The sequence below is a fragment of the Amycolatopsis sp. NPDC004169 genome, assembly GCF_040610315.1.
In the GTDB taxonomy this organism is placed as follows: domain Bacteria; phylum Actinomycetota; class Actinomycetes; order Mycobacteriales; family Pseudonocardiaceae; genus Amycolatopsis.
Genome location: NZ_JBEXMD010000036.1, coordinates 82,548 through 107,911, shown reverse-complemented (window position 1 = coordinate 107,911; position 25,364 = coordinate 82,548). Strand labels below are relative to the sequence as shown.

General features: G+C 72.5%; 24 protein-coding genes and 1 pseudogene. 14 read left to right on the top strand and 11 right to left on the bottom strand.

Annotated features, from left to right (window positions below; genetic code table 11):
* Positions 1 to 102: 102 nt before the first annotated feature.
* On the bottom strand, positions 103 to 954 hold the full coding sequence (folP, locus tag ABZX11_RS36150; protein ID WP_354921793.1) for a dihydropteroate synthase: 852 nt from the start codon (positions 952 to 954) through the stop codon (positions 103 to 105).
* Between the two features lie 143 nt (positions 955 to 1,097).
* On the opposite strand from folP, the gene ABZX11_RS36145 reads away from it, so the two are divergent.
* Positions 1,098 to 1,745, top strand: a complete 648-nt coding sequence (locus ABZX11_RS36145) for a rhomboid family intramembrane serine protease (RefSeq protein ID WP_354921790.1) — start codon at positions 1,098 to 1,100, stop codon at positions 1,743 to 1,745.
* Here the strand turns inward: ABZX11_RS36145 and ABZX11_RS36140 are convergent.
* Together ABZX11_RS36140 and ABZX11_RS36135 are read right to left on the bottom strand one after the other, a co-directional pair.
* Positions 1,738 to 2,241: a YceI family protein gene (locus ABZX11_RS36140; RefSeq protein ID WP_354921787.1), complete on the bottom strand. Its 504-nt coding sequence runs from the start codon at positions 2,239 to 2,241 to the stop codon at positions 1,738 to 1,740. The genes ABZX11_RS36145 and ABZX11_RS36140 overlap by 8 nt on opposite strands.
* Positions 2,238 to 2,795 (bottom strand): hypothetical protein, encoded by a 558-nt coding sequence (locus tag ABZX11_RS36135; protein WP_354921784.1) that lies wholly within the window; start codon positions 2,793 to 2,795, stop codon positions 2,238 to 2,240. Before ABZX11_RS36135 ends, ABZX11_RS36140 begins: the two co-directional genes overlap by 4 nt.
* A 121-nt stretch (positions 2,796 to 2,916) precedes the next feature.
* Here ABZX11_RS36135 and ABZX11_RS36130 point away from each other — a divergent pair, with 121 nt between their 5' ends.
* Positions 2,917 to 5,685: an AAA family ATPase gene (locus ABZX11_RS36130; protein WP_354921781.1), complete on the top strand. Its 2,769-nt coding sequence runs from the start codon at positions 2,917 to 2,919 to the stop codon at positions 5,683 to 5,685.
* Here ABZX11_RS36130 and ABZX11_RS36125 read toward each other — a convergent pair.
* On the bottom strand, positions 5,651 to 6,430 hold the full coding sequence (locus tag ABZX11_RS36125) for an alpha/beta hydrolase (RefSeq protein ID WP_354921778.1): 780 nt from the start codon (positions 6,428 to 6,430) through the stop codon (positions 5,651 to 5,653). The two genes, ABZX11_RS36130 and ABZX11_RS36125, sit on opposite strands and share 35 nt — an antisense overlap.
* A 136-nt stretch (positions 6,431 to 6,566) precedes the next feature.
* Between ABZX11_RS36125 and ABZX11_RS36120 the strand changes: the two genes are divergently transcribed.
* Positions 6,567 to 7,343, top strand: coding sequence for a trypsin-like peptidase domain-containing protein (locus ABZX11_RS36120; RefSeq protein ID WP_354921775.1), 777 nt, complete (start codon positions 6,567 to 6,569; stop codon positions 7,341 to 7,343).
* Between the two features lie 125 nt (positions 7,344 to 7,468).
* On the opposite strand, the gene ABZX11_RS36115 is transcribed toward ABZX11_RS36120, so the two are convergent.
* Positions 7,469 to 8,146 carry a DUF11 domain-containing protein gene (locus ABZX11_RS36115; RefSeq protein ID WP_354921772.1) on the bottom strand — a complete coding sequence of 226 codons (678 nt, stop codon included), beginning with the start codon at positions 8,144 to 8,146 and terminating at the stop codon, positions 7,469 to 7,471.
* A gap of 31 nt (positions 8,147 to 8,177) precedes the next feature.
* On the opposite strand from ABZX11_RS36115, the gene ABZX11_RS36110 reads away from it, so the two are divergent.
* Positions 8,178 to 8,381 (top strand): hypothetical protein, encoded by a 204-nt coding sequence (locus tag ABZX11_RS36110; protein ID WP_254896961.1) that lies wholly within the window; start codon positions 8,178 to 8,180, stop codon positions 8,379 to 8,381.
* A 95-nt stretch (positions 8,382 to 8,476) separates the two neighbouring features.
* Here the strand turns inward: ABZX11_RS36110 and ABZX11_RS36105 are convergent, their stop codons facing one another.
* A complete protein-coding gene (locus ABZX11_RS36105; protein WP_354921769.1) occupies positions 8,477 to 9,112 on the bottom strand; it encodes a helix-turn-helix domain-containing protein in 636 nt (211 codons plus the stop codon).
* A gap of 86 nt (positions 9,113 to 9,198) precedes the next feature.
* Between ABZX11_RS36105 and ABZX11_RS36100 the strand changes: the two genes are divergently transcribed.
* The 5 genes and pseudogenes from ABZX11_RS36100 (at position 9,199) to ABZX11_RS36080 (ending at position 14,487) form a co-directional block, all read left to right on the top strand.
* Positions 9,199 to 10,905: a TIGR03086 family metal-binding protein gene (locus ABZX11_RS36100; RefSeq protein WP_354921766.1), complete on the top strand. Its 1,707-nt coding sequence runs from the start codon at positions 9,199 to 9,201 to the stop codon at positions 10,903 to 10,905.
* A 733-nt stretch (positions 10,906 to 11,638) separates the two neighbouring features.
* The gene (locus ABZX11_RS36095; RefSeq protein WP_176172719.1) at positions 11,639 to 12,244 is read left to right on the top strand and encodes a TetR/AcrR family transcriptional regulator; all 606 of its coding nucleotides are present in this window, start codon (positions 11,639 to 11,641) and stop codon (positions 12,242 to 12,244) included.
* Positions 12,214 to 12,537: pseudogene (locus ABZX11_RS36090) on the top strand (Glu/Leu/Phe/Val dehydrogenase dimerization domain-containing protein); the annotation flags it as partial. The gene ABZX11_RS36095 and the pseudogene ABZX11_RS36090, both read left to right, overlap by 31 nt.
* A 370-nt stretch (positions 12,538 to 12,907) precedes the next feature.
* Complete coding sequence (locus tag ABZX11_RS36085) at positions 12,908 to 13,414, top strand: hypothetical protein (protein WP_354921817.1); 507 nt, start codon at positions 12,908 to 12,910, stop codon at positions 13,412 to 13,414.
* Between the two features lie 50 nt (positions 13,415 to 13,464).
* Positions 13,465 to 14,487, top strand: coding sequence for an LLM class flavin-dependent oxidoreductase (locus tag ABZX11_RS36080; RefSeq protein ID WP_354921814.1), 1,023 nt, complete (start codon positions 13,465 to 13,467; stop codon positions 14,485 to 14,487).
* Here ABZX11_RS36080 and kstD read toward each other — a convergent pair.
* The gene (kstD, locus tag ABZX11_RS36075; RefSeq protein ID WP_354921763.1) at positions 14,484 to 16,226 is read right to left on the bottom strand and encodes a 3-oxosteroid 1-dehydrogenase; all 1,743 of its coding nucleotides are present in this window, start codon (positions 16,224 to 16,226) and stop codon (positions 14,484 to 14,486) included. The two genes, ABZX11_RS36080 and kstD, sit on opposite strands and share 4 nt — an antisense overlap.
* A 365-nt stretch (positions 16,227 to 16,591) precedes the next feature.
* Between kstD and ABZX11_RS36070 the strand changes: the two genes are divergently transcribed.
* Entirely contained in the window at positions 16,592 to 17,293 is a 702-nt protein-coding gene (locus tag ABZX11_RS36070) for an SDR family NAD(P)-dependent oxidoreductase (protein ID WP_354921811.1), read from the top strand.
* On the opposite strand, the gene ABZX11_RS36065 is transcribed toward ABZX11_RS36070, so the two are convergent.
* Positions 17,290 to 18,570 carry a 6-phospho-beta-glucosidase gene (locus tag ABZX11_RS36065; RefSeq protein WP_354921760.1) on the bottom strand — a complete coding sequence of 427 codons (1,281 nt, stop codon included), beginning with the start codon at positions 18,568 to 18,570 and terminating at the stop codon, positions 17,290 to 17,292. The two genes, ABZX11_RS36070 and ABZX11_RS36065, sit on opposite strands and share 4 nt — an antisense overlap.
* A gap of 153 nt (positions 18,571 to 18,723) precedes the next feature.
* Between ABZX11_RS36065 and ABZX11_RS36060 the strand changes: the two genes are divergently transcribed.
* From ABZX11_RS36060 to ABZX11_RS36045, 4 genes are all read left to right on the top strand, one after another.
* Entirely contained in the window at positions 18,724 to 19,749 is a 1,026-nt protein-coding gene (locus ABZX11_RS36060) for a carbohydrate kinase family protein (RefSeq protein ID WP_354921757.1), read from the top strand.
* A 106-nt stretch (positions 19,750 to 19,855) separates the two neighbouring features.
* Positions 19,856 to 20,563 (top strand): heavy metal-binding domain-containing protein, encoded by a 708-nt coding sequence (locus ABZX11_RS36055; RefSeq protein WP_354921754.1) that lies wholly within the window; start codon positions 19,856 to 19,858, stop codon positions 20,561 to 20,563.
* Positions 20,560 to 21,378: a heavy metal-binding domain-containing protein gene (locus ABZX11_RS36050; protein ID WP_354921752.1), complete on the top strand. Its 819-nt coding sequence runs from the start codon at positions 20,560 to 20,562 to the stop codon at positions 21,376 to 21,378. Before ABZX11_RS36055 ends, ABZX11_RS36050 begins: the two co-directional genes overlap by 4 nt.
* The gene (locus ABZX11_RS36045) at positions 21,378 to 21,779 is read left to right on the top strand and encodes a hypothetical protein (protein ID WP_354921749.1); all 402 of its coding nucleotides are present in this window, start codon (positions 21,378 to 21,380) and stop codon (positions 21,777 to 21,779) included. The genes ABZX11_RS36050 and ABZX11_RS36045 overlap by 1 nt, the downstream gene beginning before the upstream one ends.
* Here the strand turns inward: ABZX11_RS36045 and ABZX11_RS36040 are convergent.
* From ABZX11_RS36040 to ABZX11_RS36030, 3 genes are all read right to left on the bottom strand, one after another.
* Positions 21,776 to 22,537: an alpha/beta hydrolase gene (locus ABZX11_RS36040; protein WP_354921746.1), complete on the bottom strand. Its 762-nt coding sequence runs from the start codon at positions 22,535 to 22,537 to the stop codon at positions 21,776 to 21,778. The genes ABZX11_RS36045 and ABZX11_RS36040 overlap by 4 nt on opposite strands.
* A 74-nt stretch (positions 22,538 to 22,611) precedes the next feature.
* Complete coding sequence (locus ABZX11_RS36035; RefSeq protein WP_176172729.1) at positions 22,612 to 23,220, bottom strand: TetR/AcrR family transcriptional regulator; 609 nt, start codon at positions 23,218 to 23,220, stop codon at positions 22,612 to 22,614.
* A gap of 74 nt (positions 23,221 to 23,294) precedes the next feature.
* Positions 23,295 to 25,346 (bottom strand): PQQ-dependent sugar dehydrogenase, encoded by a 2,052-nt coding sequence (locus ABZX11_RS36030; protein ID WP_354921743.1) that lies wholly within the window; start codon positions 25,344 to 25,346, stop codon positions 23,295 to 23,297.
* Between the last annotated feature and the right edge of the window lie 18 nt (positions 25,347 to 25,364).

Genomic DNA, 25,364 nt, shown 5'->3' with positions numbered 1-25,364 from the left:
GCCTGATTGAGGCCTATCACTTTGAGCCGGGCCCGCAAGCTTGCGTAGTGACCCCACTTCGCGCTCTCGGTTGCGGGCCCGGCTCAAAGTGATTTGACGGCCTCAGGCGACGGGATGACCACCCAGCTGCTTTGTGTGGGTTGCTACCGCTTCCACCGCTTCTCTTGTTTCCCTCACGTTGTGTGCTCGGAACACCGCTGCTCCTGCCTTGGCCGCTATGGCCGTTGCCGCCAGGGTTCCCGGTAGGCGGTCCTTTGCCTCTACGTCCAGGGTTTCGCCGATCAGGTCCTTGTTCGACAGGGCCACCAGTACCGGCCAGCCCGTCTCCACCAGGCGGTCGAAGTGGCGTAGGAGCTCCAGGCCGTGGCGGGTGCTCTTGCCGAAGTCGAATGTCGGGTCGATCAAGATTCCTTCGGGTGGTACCCCGGCCGCCGCCGTGCGGGAAGCCGCCTCTGTCAGCTCCGCTGTCACCTCTGCGACTACGTCTTCATAGTGAGGCCAGAACGGTCTCTCCGGGGTCGGTGCCGGGTACGGGTCCGTGCGCAGCGGCATGCCTCCGACGTGGGAACACACGTATCCCGCTCCGAACTCCGCGGCCACCTCGACCAGCTTCGGGTCCGCTCCCGCCCAGGTGTCGTTCAGCAGGTCGGCTCCCGCTTCGCAGACCTGGCGCCCCACCTCGTGGCGCCACGTGTCCACGCTGATCACCAGCTGGGGGTGGCGGCGGCGGACCTCCGCCACGAACGGCACCACCCTGCGGCTCTCCTCGTCGACGTCGACGTCGGGGCCCTCGCCCGCCTTGACGCCGCCGATGTCGACGATGTCCGCGCCGGCCGCGACCGCTCGGTCCACCGCTTCGATGGCCGCCGTGTCGGCGAACGTTGCGCCCTTGTCGTAGAACGAGTCCGGTGTCCGGTTCACGATGGCCATGACCAGGGCGCGGTCGGCGGGCATGCGGCGGCCGCGGAAGACCGTCCCCGGCCGGTTTGACGACGTCATGTCCCCCACCCTGCCAGGTCACGGCTGGGTCCGAAACGCTTCCCGGCGCGCCCGCGGCGGCTATTCTCGGGCGCGCGAACCGAACACGGGGGGACGAAATGAGCGAGGGACCGGCCCGCAGCGACGCCGAACTGATGATCGCCGAGGCCAAGAAGGCACTGTGGGCGATGGTCGCCCTGCTCGTGGTGATGTGGCTCGTGCAGATCGTCAACGCCGTCGAAGGCTACGACCTCAGCCGCGAGCTCGGCATCGAACCGCGGGACCCCTCGTCGCTGCCGGACATCCTGACCTCGCCGTTCATGCACGCCAGCTGGATGCACATCGAGGCCAACTCGGGACCGCTGTTCGTCTTCGGCTTCCTCGCCGCCTACCGCGGGGTGAAGAAGTGGCTCGGCGTGAGCCTGCTGATCATCGTCGCCAGCGGTCTCGGCGTCTGGTTCATCACGCCCTCGAACACCGTCACCGTCGGCGCCAGCGGCCTGCTCTTCGGCTACTTCGGCTACGTCATCGTGCGGGGGCTGTTCGACCGGCACCCGATCGACATCGTGCTCGGGCTCGTGATGGCGTTGTGCTTCGCCTACACGTTCACCTCCCTGCTGCCCACCGACGAAGGGGTCAGCTGGCAGGGCCACCTGTTCGGCTTCGTGGGCGGCATCGTCGGCGGCTGGATCTTCCGCGACCGGCGGCCCAGGGTGGCCGCCGCCCCCGATCCGGCGACCGCCCTGCTGCCCAAGGACCTCAGCTAGGCGGCTCGAACTCCGCCTCGACGTCGATCCGCACGTACCGGCCGATCACCGCGCGCGGCACGCGCATGCCGAGCGGGGCCCGGTCCAGCGTCCCGGTCGCCCGCACGCGGGTGCCGGTGACCCGCTCGACGGTCAGCGTCAGCGGGCACGACGTCCCGCGCAGCCGCAGCTCGCCGGTCACTTCCCAGCCGTCGTCCTGCCGGCGCGCGCCGGTGGCGGTGAAGGTCATGACCGGCCGGGCGGCGCTGTCGAGCAGGTTCGGCTTGCGCAGGTCGAGGTCGCGGCGCTCGTTCTGCGTGTCGAGCGTCCCGAGGTCCAGCTCCGCGTCGACGGCGGTCACCGCGCCGTCGCGCACCTCGACGGTGCCGGTGCGGACGCCGATCGTGCCGCGGACGCGGTTGACGCCGAAGTTGCGGACCTCGAAGGCCGCCGTCGTCCGTCCACTGCGGACGGTCCAGGTGCCGGCGCGCAGCGCGGCCGCGGTGTGCGGGCTCATCGCGCACCCGCCGGGGCCGGCAGGGCGGCGTGCTGCACGCGGTGCAGGTCGACCCGGTCCGGGCCGGGCAGCAGCGCGGGGTCCTCGCCGGGCAGCAGCTCGGTGGCCATGATCGCCTGCTGGACGGCTTCGACCGTCGCCAGCGACGCGGTGAACCCGATGACGACCAGTGACCGGTCTTCGGCGAGCAGGGCGTAGGTCGTGCCGATGCCCTCGATGTCCCGGACGGCGGGCCAGATGCGCTCGCGGCCGGCGCGCTGCTCGGCGGCCGACTGCTCGGCGCCGCGCGGCCCGTCGAACCAGGTGACCTGGGCGTAGACGGCCGCGTCCGACGCCGACTGCACGTCGGCGACCCGGTAGACGCCGGTGTCGAGCCAGGTGGTCCCGGCGGGCCGCCGGGCGGCGGCCTCCCCCGCCGCCACGGCGTCCGGCCAGAAGGTGACGACGGCGCCGGCCTGGCCGCCCAGCTGGGTGAGCGTGGCGGCGCCGAGGGCGCCCTCGGCGAGGTCGTGCGTCCCCAGCGGACTGCGGTACTGGTGGATGGTGGCGTGCATGAGGTGCTCCTTTTCGCTGGTCACGGCGTTGGGAGTCACTCTCGCCGCGGCCGGCGTTCCGGACATCAGTGCCAGTACGGAGACCGGCACGGAAACCGGGCACGGAGGGGATACTGCTCGGGTGACGCGCAGCGAGCCGTTCGTCGGGCGGGCCGATGCCGTGGCCGACCTGCGCGCGTGGCTCGCGGCGGCGGACGGCGGCACCGGCGCGCTGGTGCTCGTCGGCGGCCCGGCCGGGATCGGCAAGACCCGGCTGGCCGAGGCGGTCACCGGCCCGGCCGCGGTCTGGGGCCGGTGCGTCGACGACCCCGGTGCCCCGCCGCTGTGGCCGTGGCGGCGGGTGCTGCGGGCGCTGCCGTCGGCGGACGCGGAGGTCGACCGGGCGTTGGCCGACCTCGACGCCCGCGACGGCGCCGACCTGGTCGCGGCCCGCTTCCGGTTCGTCGCGGTGGCGGCCGACGCGCTGGTCGCGGCGGCCGAGCCGGCCGGACTGGTCGTCGTCCTCGAGGACGTCCACTGGGCCGACGAGGCGTCGCTGCGCCTGCTGCGGCACCTGGCCGGGGAAATCCGCCGGTCACGGCTCGCCGTGGTGGCGACCTACCGGGACACCGGCGCGGCCGGCCCGCTCTTCGACGCCCTGCCCGAGCTGCTCGGGCGGCCGGGAACGGAGAGCCTGCGCCTGGCGCCGCTGACCGAGCCCGACGTCCGCGCCTACCTCGCCGAAGTCGGCCGGGCGGGCGTGGACGCCGTCGACGCGCTCCGGCGCTCGGGCGGGAACCCGCTCTACCTCAAGGCGGTCGCCCGGTCCTCGGCGACCGGCGGCGGCGAGGCCGAGCTGCACCACCTCGTCCGCACCACCGTGGCCGGGCTGGACGCCGGGACGCGGGAGCTGCTGGCGATCGCCTCGGTGCTCGGCGAGGAGGTCGACGCGCACGTCGTCGCCGAGGTCGCCGGACGGCCGGACGGCGAGGTCGTCGCGGCGCTCGACGGGGCGGTGCGCGCCGGCGTGCTGCGGCCCGCCGTCGCCGGCTCGCGGCGGTTCGCCCACGCCGTCGTGCGCGACGGCATCTACGCCGACCTCGACCAGGGCGTCCGCGAACAGCTGCACGCCCGGACGGCGACCGCGCTGGAGCACCGGGCCGAGCCGGGGGTGGTGGCCGGGCACTGGCTGCGGGCCGCGGCGACCCCGGACGCACTGGCCAGGGCCGCGGACTGGGCCGAAGCGGCGGCACGGGACGCCACCCGCTCGCTCGCCTTCACCGAAGCCGCCCGGTTCCTCGGCCTCGCGCTCGACTGCCGCCGCCGCGCGGGCCCCCGCGACGGGCTCGCCGCCCTGCTCGTCGACCTGGCCACCGCGGAGTACCGGGCGGGCCGGTTCGCCCGCAGTCTCGGCCATGCGCGCGAGGCCGCGGCGGCGACGTCCGACCCGGCGCTCGTCGCCGCGGCGGCGCTCGTCGTCCGGGACACCTCGGCGCCCGACCTACTGCCGGAGCTGGCCGAGCTCGCGGCGGCCGCGCTGGCGGCGGTCGGGCCCGGCGCGGACCCGGCTGTCCGCGCGAAGCTGCTGGCCCAGTCGGCGGCCGTGACCGCCGACTACGGCCGGGCGACCGAAGCCGTCGGGACCGCCGACGAGGCACTGGCGCTGGCCGAGCGGTCCGGCGACCAGGAGGCACTGCTCGACGCGGTCCGCGCCCGGATGAAGATCCGCCCGTTCGAGCTGCCGCTGCCCGAGCGGCTGCGGCTCGGCACGCTCGCCGTGGAGCTGGGCGGCACCGGACGGCCGCTGGTGGCGCTGTGGGGTCACAAGTGGCGGCTGGACGCGGCGTTCGAAGTCGGCACCGTCCCGGTCGTCGACGCTGAGCTGGCGGCGATCTCGGCGCTGGCGGCGACCACCCGGCTGCCGCTCGTGCGCTGGCACGAGCTGCGGCTGCGGGCCTCGGTCGCGGCCTACCGCGGCGCGTTCGCCGAAGCCCGCGAGCACAACCGCCTGGCGTGGGAGCTCGCCGAAGCGGAACTGGCCGAGGACCGGTCCGCGGTCGGGATGTCGTTCGCCTTCGCGCAGCAGCTGGCCGAGGTCGTCGGCGACCCGGCCGAGCTGCCCGACGGCTACGACGAGCTCCTGGCGATCGCCCCGCCGTTGCCCATCACGGTCATCTCGCGGCCGCTCTGCGCCCTGGTCACCGGCCGCCGAGACGAGGCGCGGGCGGCGTACGACGCCCTGCGGCCCCGCCTGCGCGACCCCGACTTCATCGGCCAGGCCCCGGGCATCGCGCCGAACCTCCTGCCGCTGCTGGAGGCGTTCGAGGACGTCGAAACGGCGGAGTGGCTCGCCAAACGGCTGGCCGGCACGTCACCGGTCGGGTCGGGCGGGGCGGGCACGTTCTGCAGCGACTGCTCCAGCAGCTGGGCCGGCCGCCTGGCCGCGCTCCTCGGGCGGCACGCCGAAGCCGTGACGCTGTTCGAAGAGGCGATCGCCTGGGACACGCGGCTCGGCGCCCGGCCGTACGTCGTGCACAACCGCGTGCGGCTGGCGGCCGGACTGGCCGTGCTCGGCGAGCCGGCCCGCGCGGAAACCCCGGCCCGGCAGGCCGCCGACGAAGCCCGGCGGCTCGGCATGCCCGGCTGGGTCCGCGACGCCACCGCGCTGCTGGACCGCATCCGCACCGACGCCGACCCGCTGACCGGCCGCGAACGGGAGATCGTCGCGCTGGTGGCCGACGCACTGAGCAACCGCCAGATCGCCCACCGGCTGGTGCTGTCCGAACGCACGGTGGAAAGCCACGTCCGCAGCGTGCTGGCCAAGCTGGGCCTGGCGAACCGCACCGAAGTCGCGGCCTGGGCCCACCGCCGTGGCCTCAAGCCGGATCGAACGCGAACACCGCCTCGGTGAACTGGTCCGGGTCGAAGTCCATGGCCTGGTGGGCCTGGCCGCGCAGCGGCACGACGTTGGCCCCGGGAACCAGCTCCGCGACCGCGTGGGCGGCCGACCGCAGGTAGGAGGGGCTTTCCGTGCCCGCGAACAGCCGGACCGGGACGGCGATCTCGGCGAGCCGCTCGTCGAACACCATGCGCTCGACGACGTCCAGCTCACGCGGGATCGTCGGCGCGGCGGCGACCCGGGCGGGCCAGACCGGCGTCGCGCGCATCGCCTCGATGGCTTCTTCCGGGAGCCGGAGGGCCTCCCGCAGGAAGATTTCGAGGATCTCCTCGGGGTTTTCCGCGGCCCGCATCCGGCTGCGCGCGGCCGGGCCCACGACGGCCCCGCCCGGCGCCGGCCGCGGCGGTTCGTAGGCCACCAGCCGCCGGACCGCCGTCGTGTGCCGGACGGCTTCCAGCGCGCACAGGGCGCCGTAGGAATGGGCGACGAGGTAGACGTCTCCCCCCGCGGCTTCGGCGACGGCGGCGATGTCCTCGCCTTCGCGCCGGAAGTCGTAGGCGGGTGCTTCGGCACGGCTGAGGCCACGGCCGCGGCGGTCGACGAGGTGCAGGCGGTAGCGGCGGGCGAGCCGGTCCTGCACCGCGGCCCAGCGCGTGTGGTCCGCGCCGGTGCCGTGAACGAGGACCAGCGGCGGGCCGTCACCGAGGGTCTCGAAGCCGATGACCGTCCCGTCGGGCGAGGTGACCGATGCCGTCATGGTCCCGAGGCTAACTGCCGCCGTGCCCTCGGACCGCGCCTTCGGTGTTGCCTGTGCGGCGCTGTGCGGGCGCTATGAGGTCGCTGTGCATCCGGCCGCGCACACTGCGGAAGCGCCGCGGCTGTGGTGATCTGAAGTGGTGGCGATCGATCTTCCCCGCACCGCGCTGACGGCCGCGGCGGCGTTGCTGGTCATGGGGACCGGGCTGGTCCTCGGCACCGGCACGACCGCCGACGACGCCTACGCCGCGGGCGAGCCGGCCCCGGTCACCACCACATCCGCCGCTCCTGTCACACCTTCGGCCGCTCCCGCGGCTCCCGCGCCCGCCGCCGCTTCGGCGGTCGGGGCGCTGTTCGCGGGCGGCAGTCACTTCTGCTCGGCGAGCGTCGTGCACTCGGCGGCCGGCGACCTCGTGCTCACCGCCGCGCACTGCGTGCGGGACGGGATGAGCTTCGCCCCGGGCTACCACGACGGCGTCGCGCCGTTCGGCATGTGGACGGTGACCTCGGTGGCCGTCGCCGACGGCTGGAAATCCTCGGCGGACCCGGATCTGGATTTCGCGTTCCTGACCGTCGGGCAGACCGGAAACCCGGCTTCGCTGGAAAGCCTCACCGGCGCGAACGCGCTCGGCACGAACCGCGGTTTCGAGCACCGGATCACCCTCACGGGCTACCCCGACACGACCGATTCCCCGGTGGTTTGCGCCGGGAACACCACCCGTTCCGACACTTATCAGCTGCGCGTCGCCTGCCCCGGTTTCCCGGACGGAACCAGCGGCGGGCCGTGGGTGACCGGCGGCGAAGTCATCGGCGTGATCGGCGGTTACCAGCTCGGCGGCGACACCCCGGACGTTTCCTACAGCGCGTATTTCGACGACGACATCGCGAAGCTGTACGCGTCGGTCACGGGATGAAACGCGAACCGGGCCCGCGTCCCTGGCGGAGGACACGAGCCCGGTTCACCTCTCGGGACCTGTGACATCCGGGGCTTCGCCCCGGGCCGGGGGCTCCGCCACCCGGAACCCCCGAAAAGAACCTCTTAGCAGGTCACGATGAGCCCGGTGAGCGCCGAGCACGTCTTCGACGCGCTGTCGTTGGCGGGGTTGGGATCCGTCGGCGAGCTCGCCGTCCGCACCGCCGTCGTGGTGTACGAACCGAGCGCGAGCAGGCCGCCGTTGACCGAGAACTTCGGCGTCTCCGAAGCGCCACTGGCCAGCGAAGCGACGTCACAGTTCACGGTCCGGGTGCCGGCGACGTGCGCGCAGCCGGTGCCGGAGGCGAACGACAGACCCGCGGGATACGTGGCCACCACCCGGGTTCCGGTCGCGGTGGCCGGACCGGTGTTCGTCACGGTGACGGTGTAGTCGATGCGCGCGTTCAGCCCGCCGCGCCCGGTGGCGCCCAGCGCGACCTTGACGTCGGCCTGCGTGGCCGGCTCGGCGACGGTGATCACGGGGCCGTCGAGCGTTTCGAAGGAGTAGTTGTCACCGACGAACTGGTGCTGCAGCGTGAACTGGCCGGGGGCCGCGGTGTCCTTGACGCGCAACGTCCACACCGTGGTCTTCGTGCCGCCCGCCTCGAGGTCGCCGAACGCGGCGCGGTAACTGCTGCCGGCCTGGAAACAGCCGACCGCCGTCGTGTTCGTGCAGGACACGATGTCGACGACGTCGACGATGGCGGTCGGGGTGCCGTAAATGGCGCCCTTCGCGAAAGTCACCGTGAAATCGGTGGGGTTGTGAATGGTTTGCGTGATCGTGAACGTCTGTCCCGGAAGCACCGTGGTGGGACTGACTTCGACGGAACTGGTGGGCGTATCCGCCTGCGCGGCAGGGGCAATGGCGATGAACGCCGTGGCCAGTGCGGCCACCGAGGACAGGATCGTGGTCCTTCGCCAGCTTCTTCGCATAGTCGTCATCTCGCTGTTCCGGTCCGGGGAATGCCGCTCTGACTGATGGTGCATTGGGGTCTTTTCTGGACAGCCGACGCTGATCAGTCGTCGCGCTCGGAGAATTCGTTACCGCCATCCGGACGCGTCGCGGCACCGCCGTCAGGAGGGACGCCAGCGGCCGTTCATCTCACCCGGCTGCGGCGGCGGGCCCGGCAGATCCGGCCCTTTCGCGGACAACCCTTCGACGAGCAGGCCGAGGTACCGGTGGCGCAGCTGTGAGGTGCGGTCGGGGTCGTCGACGCGGATGGCGGCGCAGCATTCGAGGATCATGCCGATGTCTTCGGTGACCACGTCCGGCCGCAGGCGGCCGCTTTCGTGCGCGCGCTCGACCAGCTTCCGCGTCAGCTCGCCCGCGCGCTGCGCGTCCCGGCCCATCTCGGGCGTGGGGGTGAACGTGCCGGCCAGGTGGACGGTCAGCGAGTGGACGTCGGCTTCGACGACCCGGGTGAGGAACTTGGTCAGCGCGTCCCAGCCGTCCTTCTCCTCCGCGGCGTACTCGGCTTCGCCGATGTAGAGCAGGAGCCCGTCGTGGCAGATGTGGCGGAGCAAGGCTTCCTTGCTCGGGTAGCGGCGGTAGAGCGCGCTGATGCCGACACCGGCCCGCTCGGCGACCTGCGAGATCGGCGCCTTCGGATCGCCGAGGAAGACGTGCCGGGCGGCGTCGAGGATGACGATGTTGTTGCGGGCGGCCTGGCCGCGGCGGCCGGGCAGGGCCGCGGTGTCTGTCTCGCGCATCCGCCGAGATTACCACTGGAACGGATCGTTCCGGTCTGCTAGAGTTCGGAACGAAGCATTCCGTTCCACTCTCCGAGGAGCTCATCATGACGGTCCCCGCCCTCCGCCCGTTCCGCGTCGAGATCCCGCAGGCCGCCCTCGCGGACCTGGAGAACCGCCTGCGCGGGGCGCTGTGGCCGGACGAGCTGCCCGCCGAGTACGGCGTCACGAACGAGCGGGTCCGCGCGCTGGCCGAGTACTGGCTGGAGAAGTTCGACTGGCGGGCGTTCGAGGCGCGGCTCAACGCGTACCCGCAGTTCGTCACGGAGATCGACGGCGAGGAGATCCACTTCCTGCACGTCCGCTCGTCGCGGGCGGACGCGACGCCGCTGGTGCTGACGCACGGGTGGCCGGGCTCGATCGTGGAGTACCTGGACGTGATCGGCCCGCTGACCGAGCCGGCGTCGGCCGGGGAGCCGGCGTTCCACCTGGTCATCCCGTCCCTGCCGGGCTTCGGTTTCTCGGGCCCGACCCGCTCGGCGGGCTGGGGCACCCGGCGCACGGCGGCGGCGTGGGCCGAGCTGATGAGCCGGCTGGGTTACGAGAAGTACGGCGCGGTGGGCAACGACGGCGGATCGATGATCTCGCCGGAGATCGGGCGGCTCGTGCCGGAGAAGGTCGTCGGGGTGCACGTCACGCAGCTGTTCTCGTTCCCCTCGGGCGACCCGGCCGAGATGGCGGACCTGAGCGAAGCCGACCAGGCCGCGCTCGCGCACCTGCAGTGGTTCTCGGAGAACATGTTCTCGTTCAACATCCTGCACAGCCAGCAGCCGCACACGCTGGCGTTCGCGCTGACGGACTCGCCGCTGGGCCTGCTGGCGTGGAACGCCCAGCTGTTCGGCGAGCACCTGGACCCGGAGTTCGTGGTGGCGAACGTGGCGCTGTACTGGCTGACCCGCACCGGCGGCTCGTCGATCCGCTTCTACTACGAGAACGCGAAGGCGACGTCCCACCCGGAGGGCCCGACCACGGTCCCGACGGCCCTGGCGATGTTCGCGGGCGACTTCCAGTCGATCCGCCGCTTCGCCGAGCGCGACCACGCGAACATCGTCAGCTGGAACAGCTACGACGTGACATCGAGCTCGGGCGGCCCCCGCGACGCGGCGGGCCACTACGCGGCGCACGAAGCCACGGAGGTCCTGGTCGCCGACATCCGCAAGTTCTTCGCTCGCTTGAACCGCGGTACGGCGTGGCCGCTCCTGGAGTCGGCGCACGAGGCCCTGCGATCGGTGCTGGCGGGCGTGACGGACTGGGCGGCTCCGACCCCGTGCACGGAGTGGAACGTGACCCAGGTCCTCCAGCACGCAGCGGGAGACCAGCTCGGCTACGCGGCAGCGATCACCGGAACGGGCGGCCCGGACTTCAACCCGTTCGCCCCCTCAGGCACCCTGCCGACCCCGCCGGCGGAGTTCCTGGAGCCGACCCTGTCCGCGGCGTCCTCGGCATTCGCCACGGTCCCGGTCGGCGCGGCGGCGGTCCCGACACCGTTGCCGCAGGGAGCACTCCCGGCCGAGGTGGCGGTAGGAGCGGCAGCACTGGACGCGGCGGTCCACGCGTGGGACATCGCGGTGGCAACGGGCCAGAAGTCCCCGCTGACCCCAGAGCTGGCGGCAGAGCTCCTGCCGGTGGCCCGGCAGCTGGCCGAGCCCCTGCGAGGCTTCGCCTACGCGCCGGCGCTGGAGACATCCCCGTCGGACAACGCAGCGGCGACGCTGCTGCGGTACCTGGGCCGCAACCCGGAGTGGAAGGCCTGACCCGAGGGCCGGAGCGCCGGGAGCCGCACGCGGCTCCCGGCATCGGCACGGGGCCGCCCCGGCCGCCAGCGCACCGGCTACCGCCGGGCCCGCCCCCAGCAGGATTTTCCCGGACCGGTTCCGGGCACCAGCAGGACTTCCCCAGCTCCCCGGGGACCAGCAGCCCCTGCCCAACCAACCGGTCCCAGCCCCCGGTGCCCCCGACCCCCAGCAGAACTTCCCAGCAGCCCTCTCTCACCAGCCGACCCGGGCCCGGCAGAAGCGTCCGACCCACCCATCCCCGCACCGGCAGGCACCCGGCCGCCAGAACTCGCACCAGCCAACCCCGGCATCGGCCGCCCGGCTGCAGTCAATCCTCGGCAGCCGCGGATCTCCACCCGAGCGCCCCGATTCCCGACTGTCGCCGACTTGTCGCCTCTGCCCGCAGCCCTTTCGACCCACCACCAACCGGCTCCCTCCGCGCCGCGCACCGGCCAGCCAGCCCCCGCCTTCCCCACGGGTGTCTCCCCCAGCCGAGCCTGCGCCTTCCGCCCGCAGCCTTCCCGTCACCGCCCGGTCCCCCGCCCCCCGCGAGTGCCTCCCCACCGGGCCGATGCCGCAGCACCCTCGATCACCGCCCCCGCCACCCCCGCGACCGCACATCCCCTGACCTGCACTCCTGACTGTCCGCACAGGCCGACTACCCCACATTCGGCGCCTCCCCCAGCACCCACACCCTCGGTACGGTGACCGCATGATGCGGAAGGCCGTTGCCGTGCGGCGGGAGGAGATTGTGCGGGCCGCCCTTGCGCAAATCCGCTCCCGGGGCATTGCCGGTGTTCGGGCCGCCGATGTCGCCCACTCCCTCGACATCAGCACCGCGCTGATCTTCTACCACTTCGGGACCCTCGAAACGCTCGTCATCGAAGCCTTCCGGCAGGCCGCCGAACACGAACTCGGCAAGCTGGACCACGAACTCGCCAAAGGCGGCTCCCCCGACCAGCGGCTCCGCGCCGTCCTCGCTCTCTACGCCCCCGCGAAACACGACAACTGGCCTCTGTGGATCGAAGCCGGGGCCGCCGCCTTGCGGGATCCGTCCCTGCGGGCCGTGCTGCAGCGGCTTGATCTCCGGTGGCGGGATGCCGTGGTCGCCTTGATCGCGGAAGGGGTCGGCGCCGGGGTTTTCCGGTGCCCCGATCCTCGCGGCGCCGCCTGGCGGCTGACCGCTCTTCTCGACGGGCTCGCCGTTCAGGTCGTCGCGCGGGAAGGGACCGTCACCGCCGGGGACTGTGAGCGGTGGGTTGCCCAGGCCTTGGCGCACGAGCTCGGATGTCGACCGGGGGATCAGGAGGGGCGATGAGCGGAACAGCCTTGCTCGAAGTGGCGTGGACCGACCCCGTCACCGGGTGCCGCGGGTACCTGGTGATCGACCGGCTCGTGCGCGGCGTCGCCAGCGGGGGCCTGAGGATGCGCCGCGGGTGCTCGCTGTTCGAAGTCCGCGGCCTGGCCCGCGGCATGACCCTCAAGGAGGGCCTCAACTACGACCCCGACGGCCGCTACATCCCCCTCGGCGGCGCCAAGGGCGGCATCGACTTCGACCCCCACGACGAACGCGCCCGCGACGTCGTCGCCCGGTACCTGCACGCCATGCGGCCGCTCATCGAGCAGTACTGGACCATGGGCGAGGACCTCGGCCTGCGGCAGGACGTCATCGACGGCGTCATCGCCGAGATCGGCCTGCTCAGCCCGGTGCAGGCCGTCTACCGGCTGCTCGAAGACCGCGAAGAGGCGACCGCCCGGCTGGCCGACGCCTGCCGGATCGAGGTGGGCGGGCTCGGGCTCGACGAGCTCGTCGGCGGCCTCGGCGTCGCGCAGGCCACGCTCACCGGGCTCGAAATGCTCGGCCTCGAACACCAGGACAACCGGGTCGTGCTGCAGGGCTTCGGCGCGATGGGCGGCGCTACCGCCCGCTTCCTCGCCGACGCCGGGTTGCGCGTCGTCGGGTGTCTCGGACGTCCGCGGGGTGGTCGCCAACCCGGACGGGCTCGACGTCGAGAACCTGCTCCGGCACCGCGACCGCTTCGGCGGCATCGACCGCGACAACCTCAAGCCCGGCGACGAGCTGCTGCCACCGGAAGCCTGGCTCGACGTGCCCGCCGAGGTGCTGGTGCCGGCCGCGATCTCCTACTGCGTCGACGCCGACAACCAGGCCAAGATCGGCGCCGAGCTGATCGTCGAGGCCGCGAACCTGCCGGTCACGCCGGACGCCGAAGAGCTCCTCGACGCCCGCGGCATCCGCGTCGTCCCCGACTTCGTCGCCAACTCGGCGACCAACTCGTGGTGGTGGTGGACGCTGTTCGGCGACGTCGGCGCGGACGCCGAAGAAGCCTTCGGCAAGGTCCGCACCCGGATGCGCGCCCTGGTGACCGGCATTTTCGAGGTCGCCACCCTCGACGGCCTCAGTCTCCGCGACGCCGCGCTGCAGCTGTCGGAGAAGAACCTCGAGGCCATCCAGGCCCGGTTCGGCTGAGGCACGAAGGCCCGGGGAACGAATCCGACCCCGAGATAGTTGAGCGTTGTATGAAACTCGGCATCTACAGCTTCGGTGACCGCGCGCCGGACCCGCGCACGGGCGACCAGCCGTCCGTCGCGCAGACGCTGGCCAACACGCTCGAGCGGATCAAGCTCGCCGACGAGCTGGGCCTCGGCTTCTACGGCCTCGGCGAGCACCACCTCGACCAGTACGCCATCTCGAACCCCGGGACCGTGCTGGCCGCCGCCGCGAGCGTGACGAACCAGATCACCCTCAGCTCCGCCGTCACTGTGCTGAGCACCGAGGACCCGGTCCGCCTCTACCAGCAGTTCACCACGCTCGACCAGCTCAGCCACGGCCGCGCCGAGCTGCTCGCCGGGCGCGGGTCGTTCACCGAGTCGTTCCCGCTGTTCGGCAACGACCTCGGCGACTACGACGAGCTGTTCGAGGAGAAGCTCGCCCTGCTGCTGCACATCGACCGCGAGGACCCGCTGACCTGGTCCGGCAAGTTCCGGCCGCCGCTGGAGAACGCGCGGATCCTGCCCCGGCCGTACGGCGAGCACCTGCGCATCTCGGTCGGCACCGGCGGCAACCCCGAGTCGTCGATCCGCGCCGGCCTGCTCGGCCTGCCGGTCGTCTACGCGGTGATCGGCGGGCAGCCCGAGCGCTTCGCCCCGCTGGTCGACCTCTACCGCCGCGCCGGGGAAGCGGGTGAACAGCAGGACCTGCACGTCACCATGGGCGCGATCGGCTTCATCGCCGAGAAGTCCCAGGACGCCAAGGAAACGTTCTACCCGTACTGGCTCGAGACGATGAAGTACGGCGCCCGCGCCCGCGGCTGGGCGGTCCCGACCCGCGCCGAGTACGACTCATTCACCCGCGACGCGAACGCGCTGTTCGTCGGCAGCCCGCAGGAGATCGCCGAACGCCTGATCTCGGTCGGCAAGCTCACCGGCGCGGACCGGTACGCCATGCAGATGGACTGGTCCGGTGTCCCGCACGCCGAGGTCATGCGGGCCATCGAACTGCTCGGCACCGAAGTGCTCCCGCTGGTGGAAAAGGAGTTCTAGACGTCGTTCCCGGCGATGTAGCCGAAGGTCATCGCCGGGCCGATCGTCGACCCGGCGCCGGCGTAGCTGTGGCCCATCACCGCCGCGCTCGCGTTGCCCGCCGCGTACAGGCCCGGGATCACCGAGCCGTCCGGGCGCAGCACCCGGGCGCGGGCGTCCGTGCGCATGCCGCCCTTCGTGCCGAGGTCGCCGGGGACCAGGCGCAGCGCGTAGTACGGCGCCGTCCGCAGCTGGGCCAGGCAGGAGTTCGGCGTCACCGACGGGTCCGTGTAGTAGTGGTCGTACGCGCTGGCGCCGCGGCTGAACTCGGTGTCCACACCGGACCGGGCAAAGCCGTTGAACCGGTCCACAGTGGACTTCAAGGTGGCGGCAGGCACGCCGATCTGCGTCGCGAGGCCCTGGACGGTCGAGGACTTGAAGACCGCGCCCGCGGCGTACCAGGCGTCCGGGAACGGCAACAGCGGCGCGATGTCGCGGAACAGGTACCGGTTGCGGTAGTTCTGGTCGACGACCAGCCACGCCGGGATGTCCGGCGCCGCCGGGTTCTTGTCGTACATGGTGTGCACGACGTCGCTGTAGGGCGCGGCTTCGTTGACGAACCGCTGCCCGGCCTGGTTCACGATCAGCCCGCCGGGCAGGGTCCGCTCGGCCAGGCAGAAGTACGGGTCGCCCGGGGTCGGGATGGCCGGGCCCCACCAGGCGTCGTCCATCAGGTCGAGGGCGGCGCCGGCCCGCAGCCCGGCGCGGTGGCCGTCACCGGTGTTCTCCTTCGCCCCGACCGTCCAATCGGTGCCGATCGGCTGCCGCTGATACTGCGCGCGCATCGCCGCGTTGTGCTCGAACCCGCCCGAGCCGACGATCACGCCGCGCCGCGCCCGGACCAGCCCGTTCGGCGTCACCACGCCGGTCACCACGCCGGTCACCGCGCCGTTTTCCACGTTGAGGTCGACGAGCGGCGTGTTCAGCAGCACCGGGACGTTCGCGCGCTGCAGGCCCACGCGCAGGCCGGCGGCGAGCGACTGCCCCATGGTGAGCGGCTTCTGCCCGGCCAGCGCGGCGGCCGTGCCGCGGGCCAGGCACTCGGCGGCGACCGCGGCGCCCTTGGCGTTCACCAGGGCGAGGTTCAGCCACTTGTAGTCGGCGCTGAAGACGACGAGCCCGGCCGGCGTGGCGAGGTAGGGCGGGTTCAGGTTGGCCAGCTCGGCACCCAGCAGGTTCCCGTCGAACTGGTCCGGCTCGATCGAGCGGCCGTTCGGCAGCCCGCCCGGCAGCTCCGGGTAGTAGTCGCTGTAGCCCTCCATGAACCGGAACCGCAGCGGGCTGTTGGCCAGCACGAAGGAGATCATCGCCGGGCCGTTGCGCAGGAACGCCTCCTGCCGCGCGGCCGGCACGTCCGGCCCGACGACGGCGGCGAGGTACTGCGCGGCCTTGGCGGGCGTGTCCGGCACGCCGGCGGCGAGCAGCACCTGGTTGTTGGGGATCCAGATGCCGGCGCCGGAGCGGGCCGCCGACCCGCCGAACGTCGGCGCCTTCTCGAGCACGACGACGCTCAGCCCGCGCTTGGCCGCGGTCAGGGCGGCGGTCATGCCGGCCGCACCGGAGCCGACCACGACGACGTCGTACTCGGCCGCCGGCGCGGCGGCAGCGGCGGCCGGCGCGGCGAGCCCGGCGGTGACGGCGAGGCCCATCCCGGCGGCGCCGCCGCGGAGGAGCTGACGGCGGGTCAGGTCGGCATCCATGGCGACTCCTCGCTCGCGGGAACAGCGAGGGCCATGGTCTCCGGCGCGCCGATAAACTGGAACAGGTTCTACCCAAGTGGAGCAGTCCCCCTCGACACGGCTCGGCCGGTGGCGGCAATGTGAACCGGCGTTCGGCGCAGGCGCCAGCAGCGCCAGTTCACCGGCACCTCCTCGGGGTCCGCGCGCCGGCAGCGGTCACTGCGTTGCACCCTTCCGGCAAAATGTCGAACGTCATCACAAACGGAAACGCGTTCTCGTGCCGTTCATCCACCATCCCTTGTGGACATCCAGAGAAAGTTGACGCCACCCTCAACTTGTGGATAAGTTGAGGACGTACTCAACTTGAGGAGGTTCCCTTGCCGAAAGTGCTCGCCGTCCTGGGCGTCGGCCCCGGGCTCGGCTTGTCGATCGCCCACCGCTTCGGCCGCGAAGGCTTCACGACGGCGCTGGTTTCCCGCACCGACGCCCGGCACGCGGGTTACCGTGCGTCGCTCGCCGGCATCGACTCCCTCACCTACACGGCGGACGTGACCGACCCGGACCAGGTCCGTGCCGTGCTGGGCCGCATCAAGGCCGACGCCGGCGAGATCGACACGGTGTACTTCGGGCCGGCCGACGCCACGGCAGGCCCGGGCATCACCCCGCTCACCGAAGCCGGCGCGGGCACGCTGCGCGCGACGTTCGATTCGATCGTGGCCCCGGCGGCGAACCTGGTCGAAGCCGTGCTGCCGGGCTTCCGGGAACGCGGCTCGGGTTCCTTGCTGTTCGCGGGCGGCCTGAGCGGTAAGCACCCGATGCCGATGCTCGGCAGCCTCGCCCCGGCGTCGGCGGCGCTGCGGATGTACGTGCTCACGCTGCACGCGGCCCTGCGGGAGGAGGGCGTCCACGCCGGGATCCTGACCATCGGCGGCCTCATCGAGCGCGGCGACATCCACCGCGTGTTCACCGCGCAGGACCACGGCTTCACCGTGGGCACGCTCGACCCGGACGACATCGCCGACCGCGCGTGGCAGCTGCAGACCGAGCGCGAAGCCGAGGCGGAGTTCAACGCGATGGCGGTGGCCTAGGCGAGGTAGGCGAGTTCCGGGTGCGCGGCCGCGTAGGCGTCGAGCAGCCGACGGCCCACCGGTACCGAGCCGACCAGCGGGTGCAGGGCGAACGCCCGCAGCGCCGCCGCCCGGGATCCTGTCGTCGCCGCTTCGAGCACCGCACGCTCGACCGCCTTCACCGTCGCCACCAGGCCCAGGGCGTGGTCCGCCAGCGGGGCCGTGGCCAGCGGGCGGGCTCCGTCCGCGTCGACCACGCACGGGACTTCCACGACCGCGTCGCCCGGCACGCCGGAGAGCGTGGAACCGTTGCGGACGTTGAGGATCAGCGTCGTGCGCTCGCCGTGCGCGAGGGCACGCATCAGGGCCAGCGCGACCTTCTCGTAGCCGCCGCCTTCGAGGTCGTCGCGCTCGCCTTCGCGCGCCTCGGCCATGTACGTCGCTTCGCGCTCCAGGCGTGTGCGCTCCCACGAGGCCAGCGACGGCTCCGCGTAGAACTCCCGTTGCTGTTCGAGGAGGAACTCACCGCGTGACTCCGCGGCCGCGTGGGGAAAGTAGTAGTAGTAGTAGTGCAGGTACTCGTTGGGGACCGCGCCGAGCGTGCGCAGCCAGTCCGCGCCGAAGAGCTTGCCCTCCTCGAACGACTCGCACGCGGCCGGGTCGGCGAGCAGCCGCGGCAGGACGTCTTCGCCGCCGACGCGGACCGAGCGGAGCCAGCCGAGGTGGTTGAGCCCGGCGTAGTCGAACTTCGCCGCCGACGCGTCGATCCCGAGCGCGCGGGCGACGCGGCGGCACAGCCCGGACGGGGAGTCGCAGATGCCGATCACCCGGCCGCCGAGGTGCGCGGCCATCGCTTCGGTGACCAACCCGGCCGGGTTGGTGAAGTTGATGACCCACGCGCGCGGCGCCAGCTCGCCGACCAGCCGCGCGAGGGCGACCGCGACCGGGACCGTCCGCAGGCCGTAGGCGATCCCGCCCGCGCCGGCGGTTTCCTGGCCCAGCACGCCTTCCGCGTGCGCGATCCGCTCGTCCAGCTGCCTGCCGCGCAGGCCGCCGACCCGGATGGCCGAGAACACGAAGTCCACATCGGACACCGCGGCGCGCAGGTCGGTGGTGGTGGACACCCGGGGTGCGTTCGCCGCGCCGCCGGCCTGCTCGGCCAGCACCCGCTCGATGGCCGCGAGCCGCCCGGCGTCGACGTCGTGCAGGACGAGCTCGGTGACCTCGCCGCCGTCGAGCAGCGCCCCGTGCACCAGCGGCACGCGGAACCCGCCGCCGCCGAGGATCGCCAGCCTCATCGCCCAGAACCGATCGGGTGACAACCTTGCAGCATTCGCCGACCCTAGCAGCCGGGGGCACGCAATCCGTGGTCGAAACGGTTCAGCTCTTGCGAATCTCGCGCGGCTGACGCAGGCTCGGGCCGTCCGCTGCGTGATCCCCTGGAGGCGCCTGTGCCGGCCGAGCCCGCACCCGAAGTCGACGTCTTCCTGTCCGGCCTGCTGTTCTTCGACCTGGTGTTCACCGGGCTGGAACACCCGCCGGCACCGGGCACCGAGGTGTGGACGGGCGGCATGGGCTCGGGCCCGGGCGGCATCGCCAACTTCGCCGTCGCGCTGAGCCGGCTCGGCCTGCGGACGTCGCTGGCGGCGGCGTTCGGCACCGACGTCTACGGGCGCTACTGCTGGGACGTGCTGGCCCGGCAGGAGCACATCGACCTGTCGCGGTCGCGGCGGTTCCCCGAATGGCATTCACCCGTGACGGTGTCGCTGGCCTACGCGGGCGATCGCGCGATGGTCACCCACGGCCACCCGCCGCCCGTCCCGGTCGCCGAGCTCGCCGGCTCGCCGCCGTCGAGCCTGGCCACGGTGGCGCACATCGGCCTCGACACGGCCGAGTGGGTGCACACCGCGCACCAGTCGGGCAGCCTGGTGTTCGCCGACGTCGGCTGGGACCCGTCCGAGGCGTGGTCGCCGGCGCTGCTGGAGCAGCTGGGGTGCTGCCACGCGTTCCTGCCGAACGAGATCGAGGCGATGCGCTACACGCGCACGGACACCCCCGAGGCGGCGCTGGCCAAGCTGGCCGACCTGGTCCCGATCGCGGTGATCACCCGCGGCGGCGAGGGCGTGCTGGCGGTGGACGGGACGACCGGAGAGACGGCGGCGGTCCCGGCCCTCCCGGTCGACGTCCTCGACGCCACCGGCGCGGGTGACGTGTTCGGCGCCGGGTTCGTGGCCGCGACGCTGACCGGCTGGCCGCTGGCCGAGCGCCTCCGGTTCGCCTGCCTGACGGCGAGCCTGTCGGTCCAGCACTTCGGCGGCGCGCTGGCCGCACCGGGCTGGCACGAGATCGCACAGTGGCACGCGCGGACCCGCAGCCCGGAGTACGCGTTCCTGGACGAGGTCCTGCCGTCGGAGACGGTCGCGGGCATCCGCCGCGGCCCGGTGACCCTCGGCTTCGGCGACGACACCTGGCGCTAGCACCCGGCCCGGCCGATCTCGACCTTCCGGACATCCCCCGGCTTCGCCCCGCCCGGGTGCGAATCCGTGCCACGATGGGAAGAGCGGCGACGGAAGGAGGCACCCGGTGCCCAAGCGGGACGTTCGGGACCTGCCTCCGGCCGCGCGGGCGCGCATCGAGCGCTTCGAGGCTTCCGGGCCGAAGACGTCGCTGCTGAGCGTGCCGGGCGCGGTCGGCGCCGAGGCCGCCGGCTTCACGCCGGTCGGCGAGGTCATGGGCTGCGTCGTGCAGCAGGTGGGGTGGACCGCGGTGAGCCAGTGGGCCACCGACCAGGTCTGGCTGCTGGCGGACACGTTGCGGGAGGGCTACGCGACCGCGCTCGGCCGGCTCACCGAGGAAGCGAGCGCGCTCGGTGCGGACGGCGTGCTCGACATCCGGTTCACGACCACCTCCCTCGACGGCACCGCCCAGGAGCTCGTGGCGATGGGCACCGCCGTCCGGGCCGAGACCGCGCAACGGCCCGGCCGGCTGTTCACCACCGACCTGCCGGGCCAGGACGTCGGCAAGCTGATGCAGGCCGGGTGGGTGCCGGTGCGCGTCGCGGTCGGCGTGGCCGCGCGCGGGCGGATCGACAACACCATGCAGCTCCAGACCGGCTTCTGGGCAGGCAACCGCGAAGTCGACACCCCGACCAGGGTCGTCAACCAGGTCCGGGCCGCGGCCCGCGCGGAGTTCGCCCGCGCGATCCAAGACTGCGGCGCCGACGGCAGTATCGTCTCCGACCTGCGGTTGCGGACGTGGCCGGTGCAGGAGGTCGCGGTCCAGGCTTCGTGACCACCGCGGACCCCGCCGCGCAGCACATCCCCGAGGATGCGATGCGCCGGCTCGCCGAGATGAAGCCCGGGCAGAACACCAGCCTGTTCACCTCGGACCTGAGCGTCAACGAGTTCCTCCTCGTGCGCGAAGCCGGTTTCCGGCCGCTCGGGCTGGTGCTCGGCTCGAGCATCTACCACGTCGGGTTCCAGCGGGGACGGTGGAGCGAGAACCAGGAGCTGGAGCGGCTTTCGCAGGCGATGTACCACGCGCGCGAGCTCGCGATGTCCCGGATGGAGCGGGAGGCGGACATCCTCGGCGCCGACGGGATCGTCGCGGTCCGGCTGGAGATCGAGTTCAAGGAGTTCGGCAGCGACCTCGCCGAGTTCATCGCCGTCGGCACCGCGGTGAAGGCCGACGAGCCCGGCGAATGGCGTAACAACACGGGAAAGCCGTTCACCAGCGACCTGTCCGGACAGGACTTCTGGACGCTGGTGCAGGCCGGCTACGCACCGCTGGGCATGGTGATGGGCACGTGCGTCTACCACATCGCGCACCAGCGGTTCCTGCAGAAGATGGGCAACATCGGCCAGAACGTCGAGATCCCGCAGTACACCGAGGCGCTGTACGACGCGCGGGAGCTCGCGATGTCGCGGATGCAGGCCGAGGCCGAGCAGCTGGAGGCGGAGGGCATCGTCGGGGTGCAGCTGCTGTCGCTGCCGCACCGCTGGGGCGGCCACACGACGGAGTTCTTCGCGATCGGAACGGCGGTGAAGCCGTTGCGGGCCGACCACCGGATCGCCAAGCCGCAGCTCGTGCTGCCCCTGACCGACTGATGGGCGGCGAGCTGGACTTCCACCTGGTGGCGGCGGCCCTGCGCACGGACCGCGCGGACGTCGAGTCCTACCACCGGGTCCTGGCGGAGACGCTGGGCAGCGCGCTGCCGCCGGGGATGGTCGAGGTCGACCGGCGCCGCACGTTCGCCGACCGCGTGGCCGGCCGGGACGGGCAGGCGACGGCGGTGCGGGTGCGGACGCCGGACCGGGTGCTGGTGCTGAGCGCCGGGAAGCACGGCGGGGTGGCGGCGGAGATCCACCAGGTGGTGCGCGGTGTGGTGATCAGCCGGAAGGAAACCGCGGTCGACGACTGGCTGACGGCGCTCGCCCGGGAGCTCACCGCGTTGGCGGAGAAGGACGCGAGAGCGCGGGATGCGCTCTCGCGTCTGCTCGGCGGCTAACCGTCCAAACGGGACCAGAACGCGGTCAGGGCGCGCGCCACCGGGTGCGGGTCCGTCACCGGCCACCAGTGCCCGGTACCGGGGAGCTCGGCGAGCTCGGCACCGGCCGCCTCGCCCGCGAACCGGTGCTGCGCGGGCGTTCCGCTGGCCTGGTCGACGTCCGCGAGGGCGATCAGGGCCAGCCCGGGCCGCTGCCGCGCCTTCGCGAGGTCGCGGCCCGCCTCGGCCATGGTGGGCTGGGCGGCCGACCGCAGCAGTGAAAGCACCGCGCGCCCCATGCCGTCGTCCATCCCGGCGGCCACGCGTTCCGCGACCGGGCCGGTCATCCCGAGCGCGGTGACGACCGCCAGCCGCTGCTCGAAGCTGCCGCCGAAGATCTCCTTCACCGAGGCCTCGCCCGCCCCTTCCTGCTGCCACACCTGCGCCCGCGCGTGCCAGACGTAGTCCGGTGCGAAGAGGCCGAGCGCGTCCGAGGCCCAGCTGCGGATCAGGTCCGGGCGGGTCATCGCGATCCGGGCGACGTGCGCGCCGCCCCAGTCGTGGCCGACGAGGTCGACCGGTTCCTTGAACTGCTCCAGCCGCGCGGCGAGCCACTCGCCGTAGCCCGCCACCGTGGCGGAGAAGCCGTCCGACGCGGGCACCCCGAAGCCGGGCGGGGACAGCGTCACCGCGTCGTCCCGGCCGAGGGCGGCGATCAGCGGTCCCCACACGCCTGAGTTCTCCGGGTTGCCGTGCACGAGTACCAGGGGAACAGCCATCTCCACTCCTAACTTGCGTGCATGTACGCAAGTAAGTGTAGCAGCGGACGGCGCCGGACGGCCACGGCCGGAAACTACGGCGTGACGGCGAACGCCGCGCGCACCGAGCGCGTCGCCTCGCGGATGAGAGTGGGGACGTTGCGCACCGGGGGCTGGGCGATGAGCTGCAGCCCGGTGCCCCGGACCAGGGCGACGACCAGCACGGCGGCCGCGGCCGGGTGCACGTCGGACCGGACGGACCCGTCGGCGACGCCCTGGCGGACCACGTCCGCCAGCAGCTGCCGGAAGTCGGCGTCCCGGCGGGCGAACAGCGGCGCCAGCAGGGGGTCGGCCGCGATCGCCTCGCCCCACAGCTGCAGGAAGGCACGCGCGGACGGCGTCCGCCGCACGACGTTGCGCAGGTACGCCTCGACGATCCGCACCAGGTGCTCCAGGCCGTCCCCGTCGTAGGCGGGGACGTCGAACCGCTGCGCCGCGTCGAGCACGGCTTCCAGCAGCCGTTCCCGGCTGCCGAAGTGGTGGTAGACGATGCCGCGGCTGTAGCCGGCGGCCTCACCGACCTCGGCGAGGGTGACGGCGCGTGACCCGCTGCGCGCGATGAGCGCCATGGCCGCGTCCAGCACGCGCCGCTCGGTCTCGGCGCGTCGTTGCTCCTGCGTTCGCCTCGCCGGACGATCGGTCATGCGCGGTGCTCCCCTGCCGGGCGTAGTGGTCGACGAAGTGTGCCACGCTCCGCCGACCACCGTGCCGGCCGGACCTAGCCCACCGACACCCGCAGGATCTTGTTGTGGCTGTTGTGCGGCGTGCTGTCCTTGTCACCGTCCACGCTGGTCGCCAGCCACATCTGGCCGTCCGGCGCGGGCTCGACCGTGCGGAGCCTGCCGTACGTGCCGTTGAAGAACGTCTGGAAGTTGGTCAGCGAGCTGCCGCTGATCACCGCGCGGTAGAGCCGCGCCCCGCGCTGGCAGGCCACGTACAGCGCGTCACGGATGATCGTGATCCCGCTGCAGGAGCCCTGCGCCACCGGGTACGTCTTCTTCGGCGCGATGAACCCGTCGCACGAACCCGACGTCCCTTCGCAGGACGGCCAGCCGTAGTTGCCGCCCTTCACGATCAGGTTCGTCTCGTCCATGATGCTGTTGCCGAACTCCTGCTCCCACAACCGGCCCTGGGAGTCGAACGCCAGGCCCTGGACGTTGCGGTGGCCGTAGCTCCACACCGCGTTGTGGAACGGGTTGTCGGCCGGGATCGAGCCGTCCGGGTTGATCCGCAGCACCTTTCCGTTGAGGCTGCTGGTGTTCGGCGCGTTGGCGCTGTTCTGCGCGTCACCCGTGCCCGCGAACAGGTACTTCCCGTCCGGGCTGAACCGCAGCCGGCCGCCGTTGTGGAACTTGTTGCGCGCGATGCCGGTCAGCAGGACCTGCTCGGTGCTGGTGGTCAGCGAGTCGGCGGCCGGGTCGTACTTGATCCGCACGATCCGGTTGTCGCTGCCCGAAGTGTGCATGATGTAGAGCCAGTGGTCCGAAGCGAACGACGCCGGGTTGATCTCCAGCCCGGTCAGGCCGCCTTCGCCGTCGGTGCTCTGCACGTTCGGCACGGTCCCGATCGTCTTCTTGGCGCCGGTCTTCGGGTTCAGGTGGACGATGTCGTGCGCGTCGCGCTGGTTGTAGAGGATGGTGCCGTCCGGCAGGGTCACCAGGCCCCACACGACGTCGTCGTCGGTGCCGACCTGGGTGGCGCCGCAGACACCCTGCGACGGCGTGCAGGTCGACCCGCCGGTGGTGGTGACGTCCAGGGCAGGCGTGCTCGGGTCGCTGAGGTTGCCGTTGGCGTCGAAGGCCCGGACCTGCAGGTGGTAGGTCGTGTTCGGGGTCAGGCCGCCGAGCGTGGTACCGGTGGTGTCCGACGTGCCGATCTGGGTGCTGCCGTTGTAGATGCGGTAGCCGGCGACGCCGGCTTCGTCGGTCGACGCCGTCCACGCGAGCCCGATCGACGTGCTGTTCACCGCGGTGGTGTGCACGCCCGTCGGCGCGGACGGCGGTGTGTGGTCGTCGGACGGCGGCGTCTTCACCGTCAGCGTGCCGCTGGCCTGCGAGACGTTGCCTGCCGCGTCACGGGCGTTGACGTAGAAGCCGTAGCTGCCGTTCGGGCTGAGGTTGCCGCAGGTCGCGGTCAGCGCGCCGGTCGTGCTCGCGCAGAGCTGGCCGTCGCGGTAGACGTCGTAGCCGGTGACGCCGGCGTTGTCGGTCGCGGCGGTCCACTCGATCGTGGCGCTGGCCGGCGTCACCCCGACGAGCGTCGGCGTGCCGGGCGGTGACGGCGGCTGGACGTCACCGCCCGAGCCGTAGACGCCGAACTCCTGCAGCGAGTAGCCCTTCGACGCGTCGGTGCGGCAGCGTTTCGTGCCGTACACCCGGACGTACCGGCCGGTGCCGTCCAGCGACGTCAGGTCCTCGACGCCGCCCTTGCCCGCGTCCGTCGCGTAGATCTTCGTCCAGCTGACGTGGTCGGCCGAGGTGTCGATCTCGTAGGCGGTGGCGCAGGAGGCGTCCCACTGCAGCCGGACCCGGCTGACGTGCACGGCCGCGCCGAGGTCGACGTAAATCCACTGTGGATCGACACCGGCCGCGCTGGCCCACCGGGTCGAGGAGTTTCCGTCCACCGCGTTCGCCGCCGGGCAGCAGCCGCCCGACGAAGAGGCCGTCACCGGTTTTCCCTGCGACAGCAACGGGTCCGCGGCCGCCGCCGGGGTGATCGTCGCGGCGGCGAGCGCGAGCGCGATCGCCCCCGCCCGAATCAGTCGACTCATACCGTCCTCCATGGGTGA